This window comes from Labrys sp. WJW (assembly GCF_001676615.1).
Classification (GTDB): Bacteria; Pseudomonadota; Alphaproteobacteria; order Rhizobiales; family Labraceae; genus Labrys; species Labrys sedimenti.
The window spans coordinates 256544-272228 of record NZ_LYXZ01000056.1; the positions used below are offsets into that span (position 1 = coordinate 256544).

13 protein-coding genes and 1 tRNA gene are annotated in these 15685 nt (G+C 63.0%); 8 read left to right on the top strand and 6 right to left on the bottom strand.

Features of this window, described 5'->3' with window-relative positions; genetic code table 11:
- The first annotated feature begins 118 nt into the window (after positions 1-118).
- From BA190_RS29190 to BA190_RS29205, 4 genes are all read left to right on the top strand, one after another.
- Positions 119-751: an ATP-dependent Clp protease proteolytic subunit gene (locus BA190_RS29190; protein ID WP_068296291.1), complete on the top strand. Its 633-nt coding sequence runs from the start codon at positions 119-121 to the stop codon at positions 749-751.
- A gap of 280 nt (positions 752-1031) precedes the next feature.
- Entirely contained in the window at positions 1032-2291 is a 1260-nt protein-coding gene (clpX, locus tag BA190_RS29195) for an ATP-dependent Clp protease ATP-binding subunit ClpX (RefSeq protein ID WP_068296294.1), read from the top strand.
- A 548-nt stretch (positions 2292-2839) separates the two neighbouring features.
- On the top strand, positions 2840-5263 hold the full coding sequence (gene lon / locus BA190_RS29200) for an endopeptidase La (protein ID WP_068296297.1): 2424 nt from the start codon (positions 2840-2842) through the stop codon (positions 5261-5263).
- A gap of 116 nt (positions 5264-5379) precedes the next feature.
- Positions 5380-5455 (top strand) — tRNA-Val (locus tag BA190_RS29205).
- 43 nt (positions 5456-5498) lie between these two features.
- Here BA190_RS29205 and BA190_RS29210 read toward each other — a convergent pair.
- Complete coding sequence (locus BA190_RS29210; RefSeq protein ID WP_068296300.1) at positions 5499-5711, bottom strand: hypothetical protein; 213 nt, start codon at positions 5709-5711, stop codon at positions 5499-5501.
- 363 nt (positions 5712-6074) lie between these two features.
- Between BA190_RS29210 and BA190_RS29215 the strand changes: the two genes are divergently transcribed.
- Entirely contained in the window at positions 6075-6332 is a 258-nt protein-coding gene (locus BA190_RS29215) for a YjhX family toxin (RefSeq protein ID WP_068296378.1), read from the top strand.
- Positions 6333-6346: 14 nt separating this feature from the next.
- Positions 6347-6844 (top strand): GNAT family N-acetyltransferase, encoded by a 498-nt coding sequence (locus tag BA190_RS29220; RefSeq protein WP_068296303.1) that lies wholly within the window; start codon positions 6347-6349, stop codon positions 6842-6844.
- Between the two features lie 40 nt (positions 6845-6884).
- Here BA190_RS29220 and BA190_RS29225 read toward each other — a convergent pair whose 3' ends face one another.
- The 4 genes from BA190_RS29225 to rfbF are packed head-to-tail and all read right to left on the bottom strand — an operon-like array spanning position 6885 to position 10516.
- Positions 6885-7415, bottom strand: a complete 531-nt coding sequence (locus tag BA190_RS29225; protein ID WP_068296306.1) for a dTDP-4-dehydrorhamnose 3,5-epimerase family protein — start codon at positions 7413-7415, stop codon at positions 6885-6887.
- A complete protein-coding gene (locus BA190_RS29230; RefSeq protein ID WP_068296309.1) occupies positions 7412-8656 on the bottom strand; it encodes a class I SAM-dependent methyltransferase in 1245 nt (414 codons plus the stop codon). The genes BA190_RS29225 and BA190_RS29230 overlap by 4 nt, the downstream gene beginning before the upstream one ends.
- A gap of 10 nt (positions 8657-8666) precedes the next feature.
- Complete coding sequence (gene rfbG / locus BA190_RS29235) at positions 8667-9746, bottom strand: CDP-glucose 4,6-dehydratase (protein ID WP_245314986.1); 1080 nt, start codon at positions 9744-9746, stop codon at positions 8667-8669.
- Positions 9743-10516 carry a glucose-1-phosphate cytidylyltransferase gene (gene rfbF / locus BA190_RS29240; RefSeq protein WP_068296385.1) on the bottom strand — a complete coding sequence of 258 codons (774 nt, stop codon included), beginning with the start codon at positions 10514-10516 and terminating at the stop codon, positions 9743-9745. The genes rfbG and rfbF overlap by 4 nt, the downstream gene beginning before the upstream one ends.
- Before the next feature lie 75 nt (positions 10517-10591).
- On the opposite strand from rfbF, the gene BA190_RS29245 reads away from it, so the two are divergent.
- Positions 10592-11770, top strand: coding sequence for a DUF563 domain-containing protein (locus BA190_RS29245; RefSeq protein WP_068296312.1), 1179 nt, complete (start codon positions 10592-10594; stop codon positions 11768-11770).
- Between the two features lie 76 nt (positions 11771-11846).
- On the opposite strand, the gene BA190_RS29250 is transcribed toward BA190_RS29245, so the two are convergent.
- Positions 11847-13745 carry a potassium transporter Kup gene (locus tag BA190_RS29250; RefSeq protein WP_068296389.1) on the bottom strand — a complete coding sequence of 633 codons (1899 nt, stop codon included), beginning with the start codon at positions 13743-13745 and terminating at the stop codon, positions 11847-11849.
- 141 nt (positions 13746-13886) lie between these two features.
- Here BA190_RS29250 and recJ point away from each other — a divergent pair.
- On the top strand, positions 13887-15685 hold a 1799-nt coding region (recJ, locus tag BA190_RS29255; protein ID WP_068296315.1), incomplete at its 3' end, for a single-stranded-DNA-specific exonuclease RecJ.

Genomic DNA, 15685 nt, shown 5'->3' on the forward strand with positions numbered 1-15685 from the left:
CCCCGTCGCGCCTTCATGTCTCAGCGGGCGGCAGGAAGGTTCACTTGACAAATGCGCCCGCTATCCTTGCCCTGACAGGGAACAGGGATTGCCTAGATTCGCCTTCTGGAGAGCTTTGATGCGAGATCCGATCGACTTCTACACCAACAACCTCGTGCCGATGGTGGTCGAGAGCACCAATCGCGGCGAGCGTTCGTGGGATATCTATTCGCGGCTGATGCGCGAACGCATCATCTTCCTGACCGGCCCGGTTGAAGACTACATGGCCTCGATCGTGGTGGCGCAACTGCTGTTCCTCGAGGGCGAGAACCCCAAGAAGGAAATCGCCATGTACATCAACTCCCCGGGCGGGGTGGTGACGGCGGGCCTGTCGATCTACGACACCATGCAGTTCATCCGCTCGCCGGTTTCCACGCTTTGCGTTGGCCAGGCCGCTTCGATGGGTTCGCTTCTTCTGGCGGCTGGTGAGAAGGACCTGCGCTTCGCCCTGCCCAATTCGCGCATCATGGTGCATCAGCCTTCGGGCGGATATCAGGGCCAGGCGACCGACATCCTCATCCATGCTGAGGAAACTCGCCGCGTGAAGCAGCGTCTCAACGAGATTTACGTCAAGCATACCGGCCAGGACATCAAGAAGATTCAGGACGCGCTCGAGCGCGACAATTTCATGGAAGCCGAGCAGGCCAAAGCTTTTGGTATCGTCGACCATGTCAGCGAGAAGCGTCCCGACGACGGCGCTGCCAAGGCTTGATGTGACGCTGCGGGAGGCGACCCGTACGAGTTTCGCCACAGTTCGTTGCGATGGATATCGGTAATGATCTGTTGACGTGGGGGGCGCTAGATTCCAGCATTGGATCCGCTGGATGCAGCGTCACCGAAGATGGCAGGGGCGGCCGCCACTTGGCATAGCCCTTGCTAGACGAGCTTGGTCGATGCAGGTACGCCTGCGCGATTGTGTTTACAGCCACGGGGGTTCCCGTGGGATTATGCGGAATGTCCGTTCCGCCGAGAGAGCCCGAAAGGGGGATGCCATGACCAAGGCCGGCAGCGATACCAAGAACACGCTCTACTGCTCGTTCTGCGGCAAGAGCCAGCACGAAGTTCGCAAGCTCATCGCCGGCCCGACGGTATTCATCTGCGATGAATGTGTCGAGCTGTGCATGGATATTATTCGCGAGGAGAACAAGTCCTCGCTGGTGAAGTCGCGCGACGGAGTGCCCACCCCGCGTGAGATCTGCAAGGTGCTCGACGATTACGTGATCGGCCAGATGCAGGCCAAGCGCGTACTCTCGGTGGCCGTGCACAATCACTACAAGCGCCTCAACCATGCCACCAAGCACAGCGATGTCGAATTGGCGAAGTCCAACATCCTGATGATCGGACCGACCGGTTCGGGCAAGACGCTGCTTGCCCAGACCATGGCCCGCATCATCGACGTGCCCTTCACCATGGCCGACGCCACCACCCTGACGGAAGCCGGCTATGTCGGCGAGGATGTCGAGAACATCATCCTCAAGCTGCTGCAGGCGGCCGACTACAATGTAGAGCGTGCCCAGCGCGGTATCGTCTATATCGACGAAGTCGACAAGATCAGCCGCAAGTCCGACAATCCCTCGATCACCCGCGACGTCTCGGGCGAGGGCGTGCAGCAGGCCTTGCTGAAGATCATGGAAGGCACGGTGGCCAGCGTTCCGCCGCAGGGCGGGCGCAAGCATCCCCAGCAGGAGTTCCTGCAGGTCGACACCACCAACATCCTCTTCATCTGCGGCGGCGCCTTCTCGGGTCTCGAGAAGATCATCTCCAGCCGCGGCAAGGGCACCTCGATCGGCTTCGGCGCCCGCGTGGTGACGCCGGAGGACCGGCGTACCGGCGAGATCTTCCGCGAGGTCGAGCCCGAGGATCTCTTGAAGTTCGGCCTGATCCCGGAATTCGTCGGGCGTCTGCCGGTCATCGCGACCTTGGAAGACCTCGACGAGCCGGCGCTGATCAAGATACTGACCGAGCCGAAGAACGCGCTCGTGAAGCAGTATCAGCGCCTGTTCGAGATGGAGGGCATCGATCTGACCTTCCAGGACGAGGCCTTGTCGTCGATTGCCAAGAAGGCGATCGAGCGCAAGACCGGTGCGCGCGGCCTGCGCTCGATCATGGAGGGCATCTTGCTCGACACGATGTTCGAACTGCCCGGCCTCGACGGCGTCGAGGAAGTGGTGATCTCCAAGGAGGTCGTCGACGGGCAGGCCAAGCCGCTCTTCATCTATTCCGAGAAGCAGGAGGTCTCCTCCACCGGCTGATGCCCGCTGGAGCGATATTCTCAGTGCAATGCCGGCCTCTGGCCGGCATTGTCATGTCGGCATCTTCCTCCAGGCATGTTGAAATGCATGGCTCGGTCCGGGGCGTTCGACTTTGGCCAAGATCGGCCATTCGCCGCAGCGACCGTTGATTGCGCTGGACGTCGGAGGGGGGTATCGTGAGTTGAGGAGGGATCGGCTCGATTCGAGCCGGTTTCCGTAGAAAAATACACGATTTGGCTGATTGTCGACACTTTTCAGGGCTTCATTTCAAGGATAGCCCGAAGCTTCCGGCAATCAATCCAAAGTCGATCGAGCAGAAATTTACAGCGAGGTTCGCAGGTGCGGGAAAGAAAATCGAGACAGCGCGATTTACCGGGATTAGCCGGCTTGACACTGTGCTTGGTGCTCTCCACCTAACCCTTATCGAAGCAACTGTGCTCATCCGGGGCAGTTGGGAATACCTCTGGGGTCGCTCTTCGTGTTGGCCAGGAGGGTAGCGTCGCTGGCACGGCTATTGCAGCGTGGTACGGCGCAGGAAAGGATATGCAATGACGACGAATAAGCAGCGTCCTCCGGTGCCGGCTGGCACTGTCGATACATTCCCCGTGTTGCCTCTGCGCGATATCGTGGTGTTTCCCCACATGATCGTGCCGCTCTTCGTTGGCCGCGAGAAGTCGATCCGGGCGCTGGAAGAAGTCATGCGGACCGACCGCCACATCCTGCTGGCGACGCAGCTCAATGCCGCCGAGGATGATCCGGCGCCGGACGCCATCTACAAGCTCGGCACGCTGGCTACCGTGCTGCAATTGCTGAAGCTGCCCGACGGCACGGTGAAGGTGCTGGTCGAAGGTGTCGACCGCGCGCGCGTGCTTTCCTATTCCGGGCATGACGATTTCTACCAGGCCGAAGCCGAAGTGCTGGGCGACGGCAATGGCGAGAAGATCGAAGCCGAGGCGCTTGCCCGCTCCGTCGTGGCCGAATTCGAGAGCTATGTGAAGCTCAATAAGAAGGTGTCGCCTGAGGTCGTGGCCACGGTCACCCAGATCGAGGATTATTCGAAGCTCGCCGACACCATTGCCGCGCATCTTGCGGTGAAGATTGCCGACAAGCAGGAAGTGCTGGAGATCCTGTCGATCCCGGCGCGCCTGGAGAAGGTGCTCGCCTTGATGGAGAGCGAGATCTCCGTCCTGCAGGTCGAGAAGCGCATCCGCACCCGCGTCAAGCGGCAGATGGAGAAGACCCAGCGCGAGTATTATCTCAACGAGCAGATGAAGGCGATCCAGAAGGAGCTCGGTGACGAGGAAGGCAAGGACGAACTCGGCGAACTCGAGCAGAAGATCAAGGACACCAAGCTCTCCAAGGAGGCCCGCGACAAGGCGCAGGCCGAGATGAAGAAGCTGCGCCAGATGTCGCCGATGTCGGCCGAGGCCACCGTCGTGCGCAACTACCTGGATTGGCTGATTTCCTTGCCCTGGGGCGACAAGTCCCGGATCAAGAAGGATCTGCCGCATGCCCAGGAGATCCTCGATGCGGATCACCATGGCCTGGAGAAGGTCAAGGAGCGCATCATCGAGTATCTGGCGGTGCAGCAGCGCGCCAACAAGCTGACCGGTCCGATCCTGTGCCTCGTCGGCCCGCCCGGTGTCGGCAAGACTTCGCTCGCCCGTTCGATCGCCAAGGCGACCGGCCGCGAATATGTGCGCATGTCGCTCGGCGGCGTCAGGGACGAGGCCGAGATCCGTGGCCACCGGCGCACCTATATCGGCTCGATGCCCGGCAAGGTCGTCCAGTCGATGCGCAAGGCCAAGAAGCAGAATCCGCTCTTCCTGCTCGATGAAATCGACAAGATGGGCCAGGATTTCCGCGGTGACCCGTCTTCGGCTCTGCTGGAGGTGCTGGATCCTGAGCAGAACTCGACGTTCAACGACCATTACCTTGAGGTCGACTACGACCTGTCGAACGTGATGTTCGTGACCACGGCGAATACGCTCAACATCCCGCCGGCCCTGCTGGACCGCATGGAGATCATCCGTCTCGCCGGCTATACGGAAGACGAGAAGGTCGAGATTGCCCGCAAGCATCTCATCCCCTCGTCCGTCCAGAAGCATGGTCTGAAGGCACGCGAGTTCTCGATCGACGATGAAGCGCTGCTCAACCTGGTGCGCCGCTATACGCAGGAAGCCGGGGTGCGTAACCTCGAGCGCGAAATCTCGAACCTGACCCGCAAGGCCGTCAAGGACATCCTGATGTCCAAGAAGAAGAGCGTGAAGGTGACCAACACGGTGCTCGAAGACTATCTCGGGGCCCCGCGTTATCGCTACGGGCAGGCCGAGCTCGAGGATCAGGTTGGCGCCGTCACGGGTCTGGCCTGGACCGAGGTTGGCGGCGTGCTTCTGACCATCGAAGCGGTCATGATGCCCGGCAAGGGCAAGATGATCGTGACGGGCAATCTGAAGGACGTCATGCGCGAGTCGATCTCCGCGGCAGCTTCCTATGTCCGTTCGCGTGCCATCGACTACGGCATCGAGCCGCCGCTGTTCGACAAGCGCGACGTGCATGTGCATCTGCCGGAAGGCGCAACGCCCAAGGATGGCCCCTCTGCCGGCATCGCCATGGCAACTGCCATGGTGTCGGTGATGACGGGCATCCCGGTGCGCCGCGACGTTGCGATGACCGGCGAGGTCACGCTGCGTGGTCGTGTGCTGCCGATCGGTGGCCTGAAGGAGAAGCTGCTTGCTGCGTTGCGGGCTGGCATCAAGACTGTTCTGATCCCCGAAGAGAACGCCAAGGACTTGGCCGAGCTCCCGGACAATGTGAAGAACGGCCTCGAACTGGTGCCGGTCTCCCGGATGGAAGAGGTTCTGCGCAGGGCGCTGGTGCGCATGCCCGAACCCATCACCTGGGACGAGGACAAGAACGCGCCTCCGCCGGCCAAGGTCGGGGATGACAGCAACACCGTCGTCGCCCACTGACGCTGAAGTGATCTAAGAGCGGCCGTGCCTCGACAAAGGCACGGCCGCTTTCTTTTGCCTTGCGAAGCGCGCGCAAGCACAATAGACAGAGGCCCTGCGTGGATCCCCGCGATCGGGGGCGGTTAGCTCAGTTGGTAGAGCATCTCGTTTACACCGAGAGGGTCGGCGGTTCGAGCCCGTCACCGCCCACCATTCATTGAATATTCAGAGCCGTCGATCTGTGCGTAGCGCGCGCTCAGCGCCTGCCTGATGCTAACTGGCGCGGTGCCAGCCGTTGTTCCTGCCGGTGTACCTCGATCGAGTCCAGGCCCTTGTCGAACAAGGCCGGGTCGCCTTCCAGATAGGTGGCCGCCCAAATCTCCGCCTCGACGAGATCATCGAAAATCGGTGCATCCGGCAATGGTTCGACGTGAGCGCCGCGGCGTTTCATGATGATGAACTGGGTCATTCGAGTCGTCCTGAATAGTGCATTCATCAATGAAATGCGCAGCGAGGCGCGGGGTTCCACGGCGAGGTCGTTTCAGGCTCCCGCCGCTCGGGCGTCACTTGTCGAAATCGATGCACGGCGTCTCTAAGTCCTATTGGGTTGGGAAGATCGGCGCGTGGCCGGATCGGATTGACATCGGACCGATGCTGAACTAAGCGATCACGGCCTGCTGATTTGAGCGGAAGGTTTTATGTCAGAGCTTGTGGGAAACCGCTGACCGTCTCGATTTGACGAGACATGAGAAAGCATTGCGAGGCACTGCAGCCGGATCGGGCGCGTGCGCAGGCGATGCTTGTCATGGTTTCTGCGACAGGCTCCACCATCATGAATATCTCACGGGGCGAGCAGCGTGTGCTGCACGTGCTGGCCCAGGGCGGGCATATCCGTCATCACCGCGGCGATAGTGGCCGCATCCACCATGTCGACTGCTTCACCCGCGACGGCCATCGTCTGGCCGATTGCACGCTGGAGACATTCGGCAAACTCCACCGCAAACGGCTGATCGAATCCCACGCCTCCGGTCCCTACCGCATTTCGCGCAAGGGGCGGGAGAGCGTGCGCGCGCAGGCCGATAATCGCTGAATAGGGGAAAAACCATGCAGATCCGACCAGAACGTGCCGATGACATCGATACCATCCGCGCGATTACCAAGGCGGCCTTCGAAGGTAAGCCGTACAGCAGCCAGACGGAGGCGGCGATCGTCGACGCCTTGCGGGCGGCCGGAGCCTTGACTTTGTCCCTGGTGGCGGAAGAAGACGGCGAGGTCGTCGGTCATGCCGCCTTCTCGCCCGTCACCATCGACGGCGCTTTCCGGCAGTGGTATGGGCTGGGGCCCGTATCGGTGCGGCCGGATCGCCAGAAGGGTGGTATTGGCCGGGCGCTGATCGAGGCAGGCCTGGCCCATCTTCACCGGCAAAAGGCAGATGGCTGCGTCGTGGCGGGGAATCCTGCCTATTACGGCCGCTTCGGCTTCAAGAACGAAGAGCAGCTTTGCTTTCCCGGCCTGCCGCAGGTCTATTTCCAGTGCCTGCCCTTCGGGGCCGATACGCCGCGCGGAAACGTGGCCTACCACCCGGCTTTCGACGCGAAATAGTGGATCCGTCCGCTGCGATTGAGGCGTGGCGGACGGTCTTTCAAGCTCCGAAAGAGGGCCAGGCTTCGTCCGCCGGCGCGATCACTGCGGGTGGGCGGGGCCATTCGATAGAGAAGGCAGGATCGTCATAGCGATAGCCGCGAGCGTGGCCGGGAACATATTTGCGGCCCATGCCGTACAAGACGTCCGTCCCTGCTTCGAGCGTCAGGAAGCCGTGAGCGCAGCCTTCGGGAATATAGAGCTGATGAAGGTTGTCGGCGCTCAGATCCGCACCGATCCATTGGCGAAAAGCCGGGCTGTCCGGTCTGAGGTCGACTACGACATCATGGATCGCGCCCCGTGCCACCTGGACGAGCTTGGCCTCGGCATGAGGCGGGTCCTGAAAATGCATGCCGCGCAGCGTGAAGGCCTTGTCGTTGCGCGAAAGATTGGTCTGCGCAGGCGCGAAGGTGATGCCGGCCGCGGCGAACTCGTCCGGGCAATAGGTGCGGGCGAAAAAGCCGCGATCATCGCGCCGCGGTTCCGGCTTGATCAGGAAGCAGCCAGGGATCCGCGTTTCGCTGAAGATCACGGCGTGAGCCTGATGCTGGGCACTGCCGTCACGAAGGAACTGCCCGATGGCATCAGGGCGCGCGTCTGCTCCATCACTTCCTCGGCGATGTTCCAGGGCAGGATGACGAGATAGTCCGGCGCAATCTCGCTGATCTTGTCGGGTGAGAGAATCGGGATCTGGCTGCCGGGCAGCAGGCGGCCCTGCTTGGCCAGCGAGCGGTCGAAGACCGCCACGATATCGGCAGGGCCGACACCGCAGAAATTCAGGAAGGTATTGCCCTTGGCTGCGGCGCCATAGGCGGCGATGGTCTTGCCGGCCGCCTTGGCCTCGGCCAGGAAGGCAAGGAAGCCGCGCTTGACCTCGGCGACCTTGGCGGCAAAGCCTTCATAGCCTGCCAGCGTGTCGAGACCGGCGGCATGCTCCTTGGCGCGCAGGGCGTCGAGCCGTGCCGATGGCTGGTGGCTGGAAGCAATCGGTGCCGCGAACAGGCGCAACGAGCCGCCATGCGTCGGCAGTTCTTCCACATCGATCGCCTTGAGGCCCACGGCGGCGAATACCTTCTCCACCGTCACCAGCGAGAGATAGGAAAAGTGCTCGTGATAGATGGTGTCGAACTGCACCTTCTCGATCAGATTGAGCACATGCGGGAATTCGAAGGTGACGACACCTTCGGGCTTCAGCAAGGTGGCGAATCCACCGACGAAATCGCTGATGTCGGGGACATGGGCGAGCACGTTGTTGGCAGCCATGAGGTCGGCGCGCTTGCCCTGGCCGACGAGGCGCCTGGCGGTTTCGACACCGAAGAAAGCGACCTCGGTATCGATACCCTTGGCCCGGGCCGTCTCGGCGACGTTGGCAGCCGGTTCGACACCGAGCACCGGCACGCCTGCAGCCTTGAAATGCTGGAGCAGATAGCCGTCATTGGAGGCGATCTCGACCACCAGGGAGTTGGCGCCGAGCCCGAAGCGCTCGATCATCGCGTCCGCATAGCGCTTGGCATGCGCGACCCAACTGTCCGAATAGGAAGAGAAATAGGCATAGTCGGAGAAGATGGCGTCCGGCGGCACGGAATCGTCGACCTGGACCAGCAGACAGCTCGGGCAGACGCGGGCATGCAGCGGGAAGCTGCGCTCGGGATTGCTGTCGTCGGGCAGGCGATAGTCATTGGCGAGCGGCATCGAGCCGAGATCGCACAAAGTGGTCGTCAGCGGGGTGGCGCAGAACCGGCAATGGGGAAGCGTCGTCGTGGCAGCGGTCATGGCAGCGGTCTCAGGGCGTCGAGAAACGGGAAATCTGGTCGAGGGTGTAGGCATGCATGTCCTGCCCGATGGCCTCGGCAGCATACCATTGCGCCGTCCATTCCAGGCTGGACGGCCCGGCGAGGCGGTCCTGCCAGCCGAGCAGTTGGCGGGCGAGGTCCGAGTTGACGGTCAAGGCCTTCATCTCGATGGAGCCGGGCACCGGCTTGTGGAGCCAGTCCGGCTTGCGGTCGAGGGCCTGGAAGACGGCATCGGCCACGGCCGAAACGGGCAGGGGCCGGGAGGGATCCGGGCCGAAATTGAGCGAGCGCGGTGTGTCCGGGACGGTGGCCAGCCGCTCGGCATAGACGAGGTAGCCGTTCACGCAGTCCAACACATGCTGCCAGGGCCTGACGGCCTCGGGATGGCGCAGTTCCAGCGGCTTTCCGCTGCGCACGGCGCGTACGATATCGGGAACCAGCCTGTCGGTGGAATGGTCGCCGCCGCCGATGACGTTGCCGCCACGTGCAGTGGCAACCGGCACCCCAGCCTTGTCGAAATAGGAGCGCGCATAGGCATAGGTGACGATCTCGGCCGCCGCCTTGGATGCGGAATAGGGGTCTTTACCACCGAGCTTGTCGTCCTCCCGGAAGGCCGCTCCCTCTTCCTGGTTGAGATAGACCTTGTCCGAGGTCACAGCGAGGATACAGGCAAGGCCGGGGCGGGAGCGCAGGGCATCGAGCAGATGGACGGTGCCCATCACATTGGAACCGAAGGTCTCGATCGGTTCGGCAAGCGAGCGCCGCACCAGGGCCTGGGCGGCGAGATGCAACACGATCTGCGGTTGGGCCGCATCCACGGCGCGACGCACGGCGTCGGTGTCGCGCAGGTCGCCGAGAATGGAGTGGACAGCTTCTTTCACGCCGGCTGCGGCGAACAGCGGCTGGTCGGCGGCCGGCGGCAGCGCAAAACCGGTGACGTCGGCTCCCAGCCGATGCAGCCACAGGGCCATCCAGCTTCCCTTGAAGCCGGTATGGCCGGTGAGAAACACCTTCTTGCCCCGCCAGAAGCCGGGTGAAGGCAATGCGCCTGCGGCGAGTGCCTCGCTCACGGCCAGACCTTCCAGGGAGCCTTGCCCTGCGCCCACAATTGCTCGAGATGGTTCTTGTCGCGCAGGGTATCCATGGGTTGCCAGAAACCGCCGTGCCGGTAGGCCATCAGGTCGCCGGAGGCGGCGAGGGCCTCGAGCGGTGCACCTTCCCAGGAGGTCTGGTCGGTCTCGATCAGATCGACCACGCTCGGTTCCAGCACGAAGAAACCGCCATTGATCAGCGCGTTGTCGCCGGGCGGCTTTTCGATGAAGCGGGTGACCTTGTCTCCCTCGAGCGACAGGGAGCCGTAACGGCCGGGAGGGATCACGCCGGTCAGTGTGGCGCGCTTGCCGTGCTTCTTGTGGAAGGCGATGAGGGCGCCGATATCGACATCGGCGACGCCGTCACCATAGGTGAAGCAGAAGGGTTCGCCCGGCGTCAGGAAGGGCGCGACCCGCTTGAGCCGGCCGCCCGTCATGCTGGTCTCGCCGGTATCCACCATGGTGACCCGCCAGGGCTCGGCCTTCTGGTTGTGATAGATGACTTCGTTCTTCTCGGCGTCGATCGTCACATCTGCATTGTGCAGGAAGTAGTTGGAGAAATACTCCTTGATCATATAGCCCTTGTAGCCCAGGCAGATCACGAAATCGTTGATGCCGTAATGGCTGTAGATCTTCATGATGTGCCAGAGGATCGGCCGGCCTCCGATCTCGATCATCGGTTTGGGACGCAGATGCGATTCTTCGGAAATGCGCGTGCCCATGCCGCCGGCGAGAATGATTGCTTTCAAGGTCTGATCCGATAGACAGAGGGTGGTGGCGCGGCTATAGCCGCTTGGCTGTTCAATGGCAATCAAACGGCAGAAATGGCCCGCGTCAAATCCGGATTTCGAAAGCGCTTCAATATCCGCTACTGGCGTTGGCTGCTGGCGCGGGCGACCATTGGCCGGATCGGCCTACTGCGGCGGCGTTTTTCCTTCTATCCGCGCGGGGTCGATCCTGGGATCGCCGCGGCACTGGTCATCGAAGACCGCAAAACCGAGATGGCGACCTCGTTCACGCCGGAAGAAAGCACCTTCGTGCGGGACCGGTGCTGGTCCTATGACACATTGGCGCGCGAGTGGACGGGCGGCGTCATGGTTCCGGTGCAAGAGCTGGCCGTGACGGTGAAGCCGGCCGAACTGCTCGGCCATGTCAGCCGCATTTTCGCACCTCGCCAGCAGGGCGTGGTGATACGCGATGTGAAATGGGTGAATTGGAATTTCGCCAGGGCCAAGCGGCTCCAGGTCCTGCCCGCCCTTTCCGGGCGTTGTCATCTGCTCGCCCGCACGGACAACTACTACCACGCGCTTTTTGAAGATCTGGTGCCGGTGGTCGATTATCTCGAGCGCTTTCACCCCGAGGGCATGCCGCTCACCCTGCTGCTGCCGCCTTCCCGCCTGGAGAGCCTGAATCTTGGCTGTGCCTTGCTCGAGCAGGCCTATCCGGGCGTGCGCGTGGTCGCCATGCCGGACGACGCCAAAGTGGCGGTCGAGGAGGCGCTATGGCTTTCCTTCGATGCCGGCAACGCCGAATGGAGCTTTGCCGATGCCGCTCCGGTATGGCGGCTGGCAGAACTCTTCCGGGCACATTACCGGGTGGAACCCAGCGGCGGGCGGCGTATTTTCTTTTCACGGGGAGGCAGCAAGATCCGGCGCCTGCTCAATGAAGAGGCGCTCTGGGAGATTGCAAAGGGTCATGGTTTCGAGCGTTTCGAGGCCAAAGGCGACAATCATGCCGAACAGGTTCGGCTGTTCTCCCAGGCCGAGGTGGTTGTCGGCGTGCATGGCGCCGGGCTCGGCAATCTGGCGTTCTGCCGCCCCGGAACGCAAGTCATCGAGCTTTTTCCCGAGAATTTCACCAAGAGCACTTATCTATGGCTCAGCAAGCGCCTTGGCCTCGACTATAGCTGGCTCATCGGCGAGCCGGGCGACTACGATCAGGCCTTCGTGCTGAATGAAGATCTGCTGCGCGACAAGCTCGAGAAACTTTCAGCTCCTTCCTGAAAATGCCACCGGCCTCGGCCTGATCTCTGCCGGTGCCTTCTTCGTGTTCAAGGGACCGATCGGCCCCTGAGCCCGTTCAGATCTCGATCTCAGTTCCGAACTGCACCACCTGCGGCGCCGGGATGCGGAAATAGGAGGCCGAGCGCTCGGCATTGCGCTGGAGCATGGCGTAGAGCACCTCGCGCCAGAAGGCCATGCCCGCAATCCTCTTGGAGGGGATGATCGTCTCGCTGCCGATATAGAAGGAGATCTCGCCGAGGTCGAAGCCCGAGATCAGGCCTTGCGAGATGGCCAGCCGCATGCCCTTGAGCACATCTGGTTCCTCCATGAAACCGAAGCGCAAGACGATGCGTTCGAAACCGGGGCGAAGCGAGGTTACCGTCACGCGGTCCCCGTCCTTGACGCGAGGGATCTCCGCCCCCTGCACGGTGACCAGCAACACGCGTTCGGGAATAGCCTGGGTGTGGCGCAGGAAAATGCTCAGCGAAAGGGGCATGCCGATGGCGGCCGAACTCAGGAAGGCGGCCGTGCCCGGCAGCCTGACGGGACGCTGGGTTTTCATCGCCGCAAAGAAGGTCGTCTCCTCCACGCGCAGATGCTTGCGGGCCTGTTCGGCCAGGATCTGGCCGCGGCGCCAGGTCAGCATCAGCATGGCGACGAAGATGGCCAACAGCAGCGGGTACCAGCCGCCCTCGAAGAGCTTGACGCCATTGGCGGAGACGAAGATCAGGTCGACGACGAAGAAGGCGCCATTGACCAGGATGACGAGGAAGAGATTGTATCCCCAGTGCCGGGCCACCAATGCCGCCAGCAGCGTGGTGATCGCCATCAGCAGGGAAACCGCGACGCCATAGGCACCCGCCAGCGCGGCAGACGAGCCGAAGCCGAGCACAGCGCCCAGCGTGGCGATGCACAGCAGCCAGTTGACCAGGGGTACGTAGATCTGGCCGAATTCCTGGTTGTCGGTCTGCTTGATGGTGAGGCGCGGGAGAAGACCAAGTTGAATGGACTGGCGTGCCAGCGAAAATGCTCCCGATATGATGGCCTGGCTGGCGATGACGGTGGCTGCCGTCGCAAAAATGATGACCGGGAAATGCAGCCAGTCGGGCACCAGATTGTAGAACGGATTGGAGGCGGCGGCGGGATTGCCGAGCAGCAGGGCGCCCTGGCCGAAATAATTGAGGACCAGGGCGGGCAGGGCGATCGTGAACCAGGCCAGGCGGATGGGGTTTCGGCCGAAATGCCCCATATCGGCATACATCGCCTCGCCGCCGGTGACGGCAAGGAAGGCCGCCCCCAGGATGGCAAAACTGACGGCCGGATTGGCCGTTACCAGGAAATGCAGGGCCACGAACGGGTTGAGGGCGGCGAGGATGGCAGGATTGCGCACGATGCTTGCCAGGCCCAGCAGCCCGATGAGGACGAACCAGGCCAGCATGACCGGGCCGAAGAAACGGCCGATCATGCCGGTGCCGTAGCGCTGGACCATGAACAGGACCAGAAGGATCGCGACGGTCAGGGGCACCACGATATGGGCCAGAGAGGGCGTGGCGACTTCCAGTCCCTCGATGGCGCTGAGCACCGAGATGGCTGGCGTGATGGCGCCGTCGCCATAGAGCAGCGCCGCACCGACCAGGCCGATGATCAGGAAGACGATATGGCGACGGCCTTCGCGGCGGCCGCTGCCGCCCAGAATGGCGAGCAGGGCGACGATGCCGCCTTCGCCCTTGTTGTCGGCGCGCAGGATCAGGATGGCATATTTCAGGGATACGATCAGGATCAGGGCCCAGAAGATCACCGAGACGACACCGGTCACGATCCAGGCCTGGCTCGCACCGCCATCGCCGCTGGCGCCGATGGCCTGTGCGAAGGCATAGAGCGGGCTGGTGCCGATGTCTCCATAGACGACGCCGAGCGCCGCCAGGGCGAGTCCAGGTGAAAAACGAGATCCGTTAGCGCCCGCCGCAGTCGTCATCACCATCGCCCCGTGAACCTTCGGGAATTCTGCGATTGATGGCAGATTGTCGCACGCGGTCAAGGATGCCGAAGGTGTTATGCGGTGTCTTCAAAGCATTTCCGCTGGCTTGGGCCATGGCTTCGCCGATATGGTCCGCGCATGCAGTCATCCGCTTCCCCCTCTCGTTATTTTCTCGGCGTGCAATCCTCTTTCACCGGCAAGGCCTGGCGGGAAAGGCTGGATGCGCAGGGGCAGATGCAGGCCATGACCCTGGCCCAGCGCTCCGGCCAGCCCGACCTGCTGGCGCGCATCCTTGCTGGCAGAGGCGTGACGGCCGAGGAGACCGACGCCTATCTGGCTCCTACCCTGCGCCACTATATGCCCGATCCCTCGCGCCTGACCGACATGGACAAGGCGGCGGAGCGGCTGGCCGATGCCGTGGTGGCGCGTGAGAGCATTGCCATTTTCGGCGACTATGACGTCGACGGCGCCACTTCCTCCGCATTGCTTGCGGGGTGGCTGCGCGAGGTCGGCGTGCCGGCCCGGATCCACATTCCCGATCGCATCTATGAAGGCTACGGCCCGAACGAGGAGGCGATTCGACTGCTGCGGACCGAAGGCGCCAGCCTGCTGGTGACGGTGGATTGCGGCACGACGAGCGTCGACGTCCTCGGTAAGGCAGCTGAGCTCGGTTTCGAGACACTGGTCGTGGACCATCACCAGGCCGGCGAAGCGCTGCCGCCGGCGGTGGCGGTGGTCAATCCCAATCGTCTGGACGATCTTTCAGGGCAGGGGCATCTGTGTGCCTGCGGCGTCACCTTCATGCTTCTCGTCGCCGCCAGTCGAAGCCTGCGCAAGCGCGGCTGGTGGCGCGAGCACCCCGAGCCGGACCTGATGGCACGCCTCGACCTGGTCGCCCTGGGGACGGTGGCCGATGTGGTGCCGCTGAAAGGACTTAACCGGGCCTTCGTGGCGCGAGGCCTCGCCGTCATGCGCCAGCGCCAGCGTGCCGGCCTGCGCGCGCTGATGGACATGGCCCGCCTGGACGGGCCGCCACGTCCCTATCATCTCGGCTTCCTGCTCGGCCCGCGCATCAATGCAGGTGGGCGCATCGGCGATGCCGCACTCGGGGCAAGGCTGTTGATGACAGAAGACGGCGAGGAGGCAGCTTCGATCGCCGCGACATTGGACCGGCTCAACCGGGAGCGCCAGACGGTCGAGGCTATCATGCTGGAGGAAGCGCTGGCTGAGGCGGTCGCGGCCCTTGGCCTCGAGGAGACGGGCGCGACAGTGGTGACGGCCTCGCGAAATTGGCACCCGGGTGTCGTGGGCCTGGTAGCCGCCCGTCTCAAGGAGCGCTTCGGACGTCCCGCCTTTGCTGTTGCCTTCAACAAGGATGGCGTCGGCACGGGATCCGGGCGCTCGATCGGGGGCGTGGATCTGGGCAAGGCCGTAAGGCAGGCGGTGGAGCGCGGTCTCATCGTCAAGGGCGGTGGCCACGCCATGGCCGCTGGCATCACTCTGGGCCAGGACCAGCTCGGCGCTTTCCGGGCCTATCTGGAGGCGGAACTCGCATCCGCCGTCGAGACGGCACGGGCAGACGCAGCCCTGGAGATCGATGGCGCACTCGCAGCTGGCGGCGCGACCACCGGCCTGATCGAGATGCTCGAAAAGGCCGGCCCGTTCGGCCAGGGCAATCCCGAGCCCGTGCTGGCGCTGCCGGGCCACCAGCTCGCTTTCGTCGATACGGTTGGGGAAGCGCATCTGCGTCTGCGCCTCAAGGCGCATGACGGCGCCATGCTCGACGCTATCGCCTTCCGCTCGGTCGGGCAGCCCTTGGGCGATGGCCTCGTCGGCCATCGCGGCAAGGCGGTACATGTCGCCGGCACCTTGAGTGTCGACCGCTATGGCGGGCGCGAACGCGTGCAATTGCGCGTGATCGACGCAGCCCCCGCCAT

Bases quoted from the DNA above. Each gene is read 5' to 3' on its own strand.
- BA190_RS29190 (WP_068296291.1), top strand. From the start codon at position 119: ATGCGAGATCCGATCGACTTCTACACCAACAACCTCGTGCCGATGGTG.
- clpX (WP_068296294.1), top strand. From the start codon at position 1,032: ATGACCAAGGCCGGCAGCGATACCAAGAACACGCTCTACTGCTCGTTC.
- lon (WP_068296297.1), top strand. From the start codon at position 2,840: ATGACGACGAATAAGCAGCGTCCTCCGGTGCCGGCTGGCACTGTCGAT.
- BA190_RS29210 (WP_068296300.1), bottom strand. From the start codon at position 5,711: ATGACCCAGTTCATCATCATGAAACGCCGCGGCGCTCACGTCGAACCA.
- BA190_RS29215 (WP_068296378.1), top strand. From the start codon at position 6,075: ATGAATATCTCACGGGGCGAGCAGCGTGTGCTGCACGTGCTGGCCCAG.
- BA190_RS29220 (WP_068296303.1), top strand. From the start codon at position 6,347: ATGCAGATCCGACCAGAACGTGCCGATGACATCGATACCATCCGCGCG.
- BA190_RS29230 (WP_068296309.1), bottom strand. From the start codon at position 8,656: ATGACCGCTGCCACGACGACGCTTCCCCATTGCCGGTTCTGCGCCACC.
- BA190_RS29245 (WP_068296312.1), top strand. From the start codon at position 10,592: ATGGCCCGCGTCAAATCCGGATTTCGAAAGCGCTTCAATATCCGCTAC.
- BA190_RS29250 (WP_068296389.1), bottom strand. From the start codon at position 13,745: ATGACGACTGCGGCGGGCGCTAACGGATCTCGTTTTTCACCTGGACTC.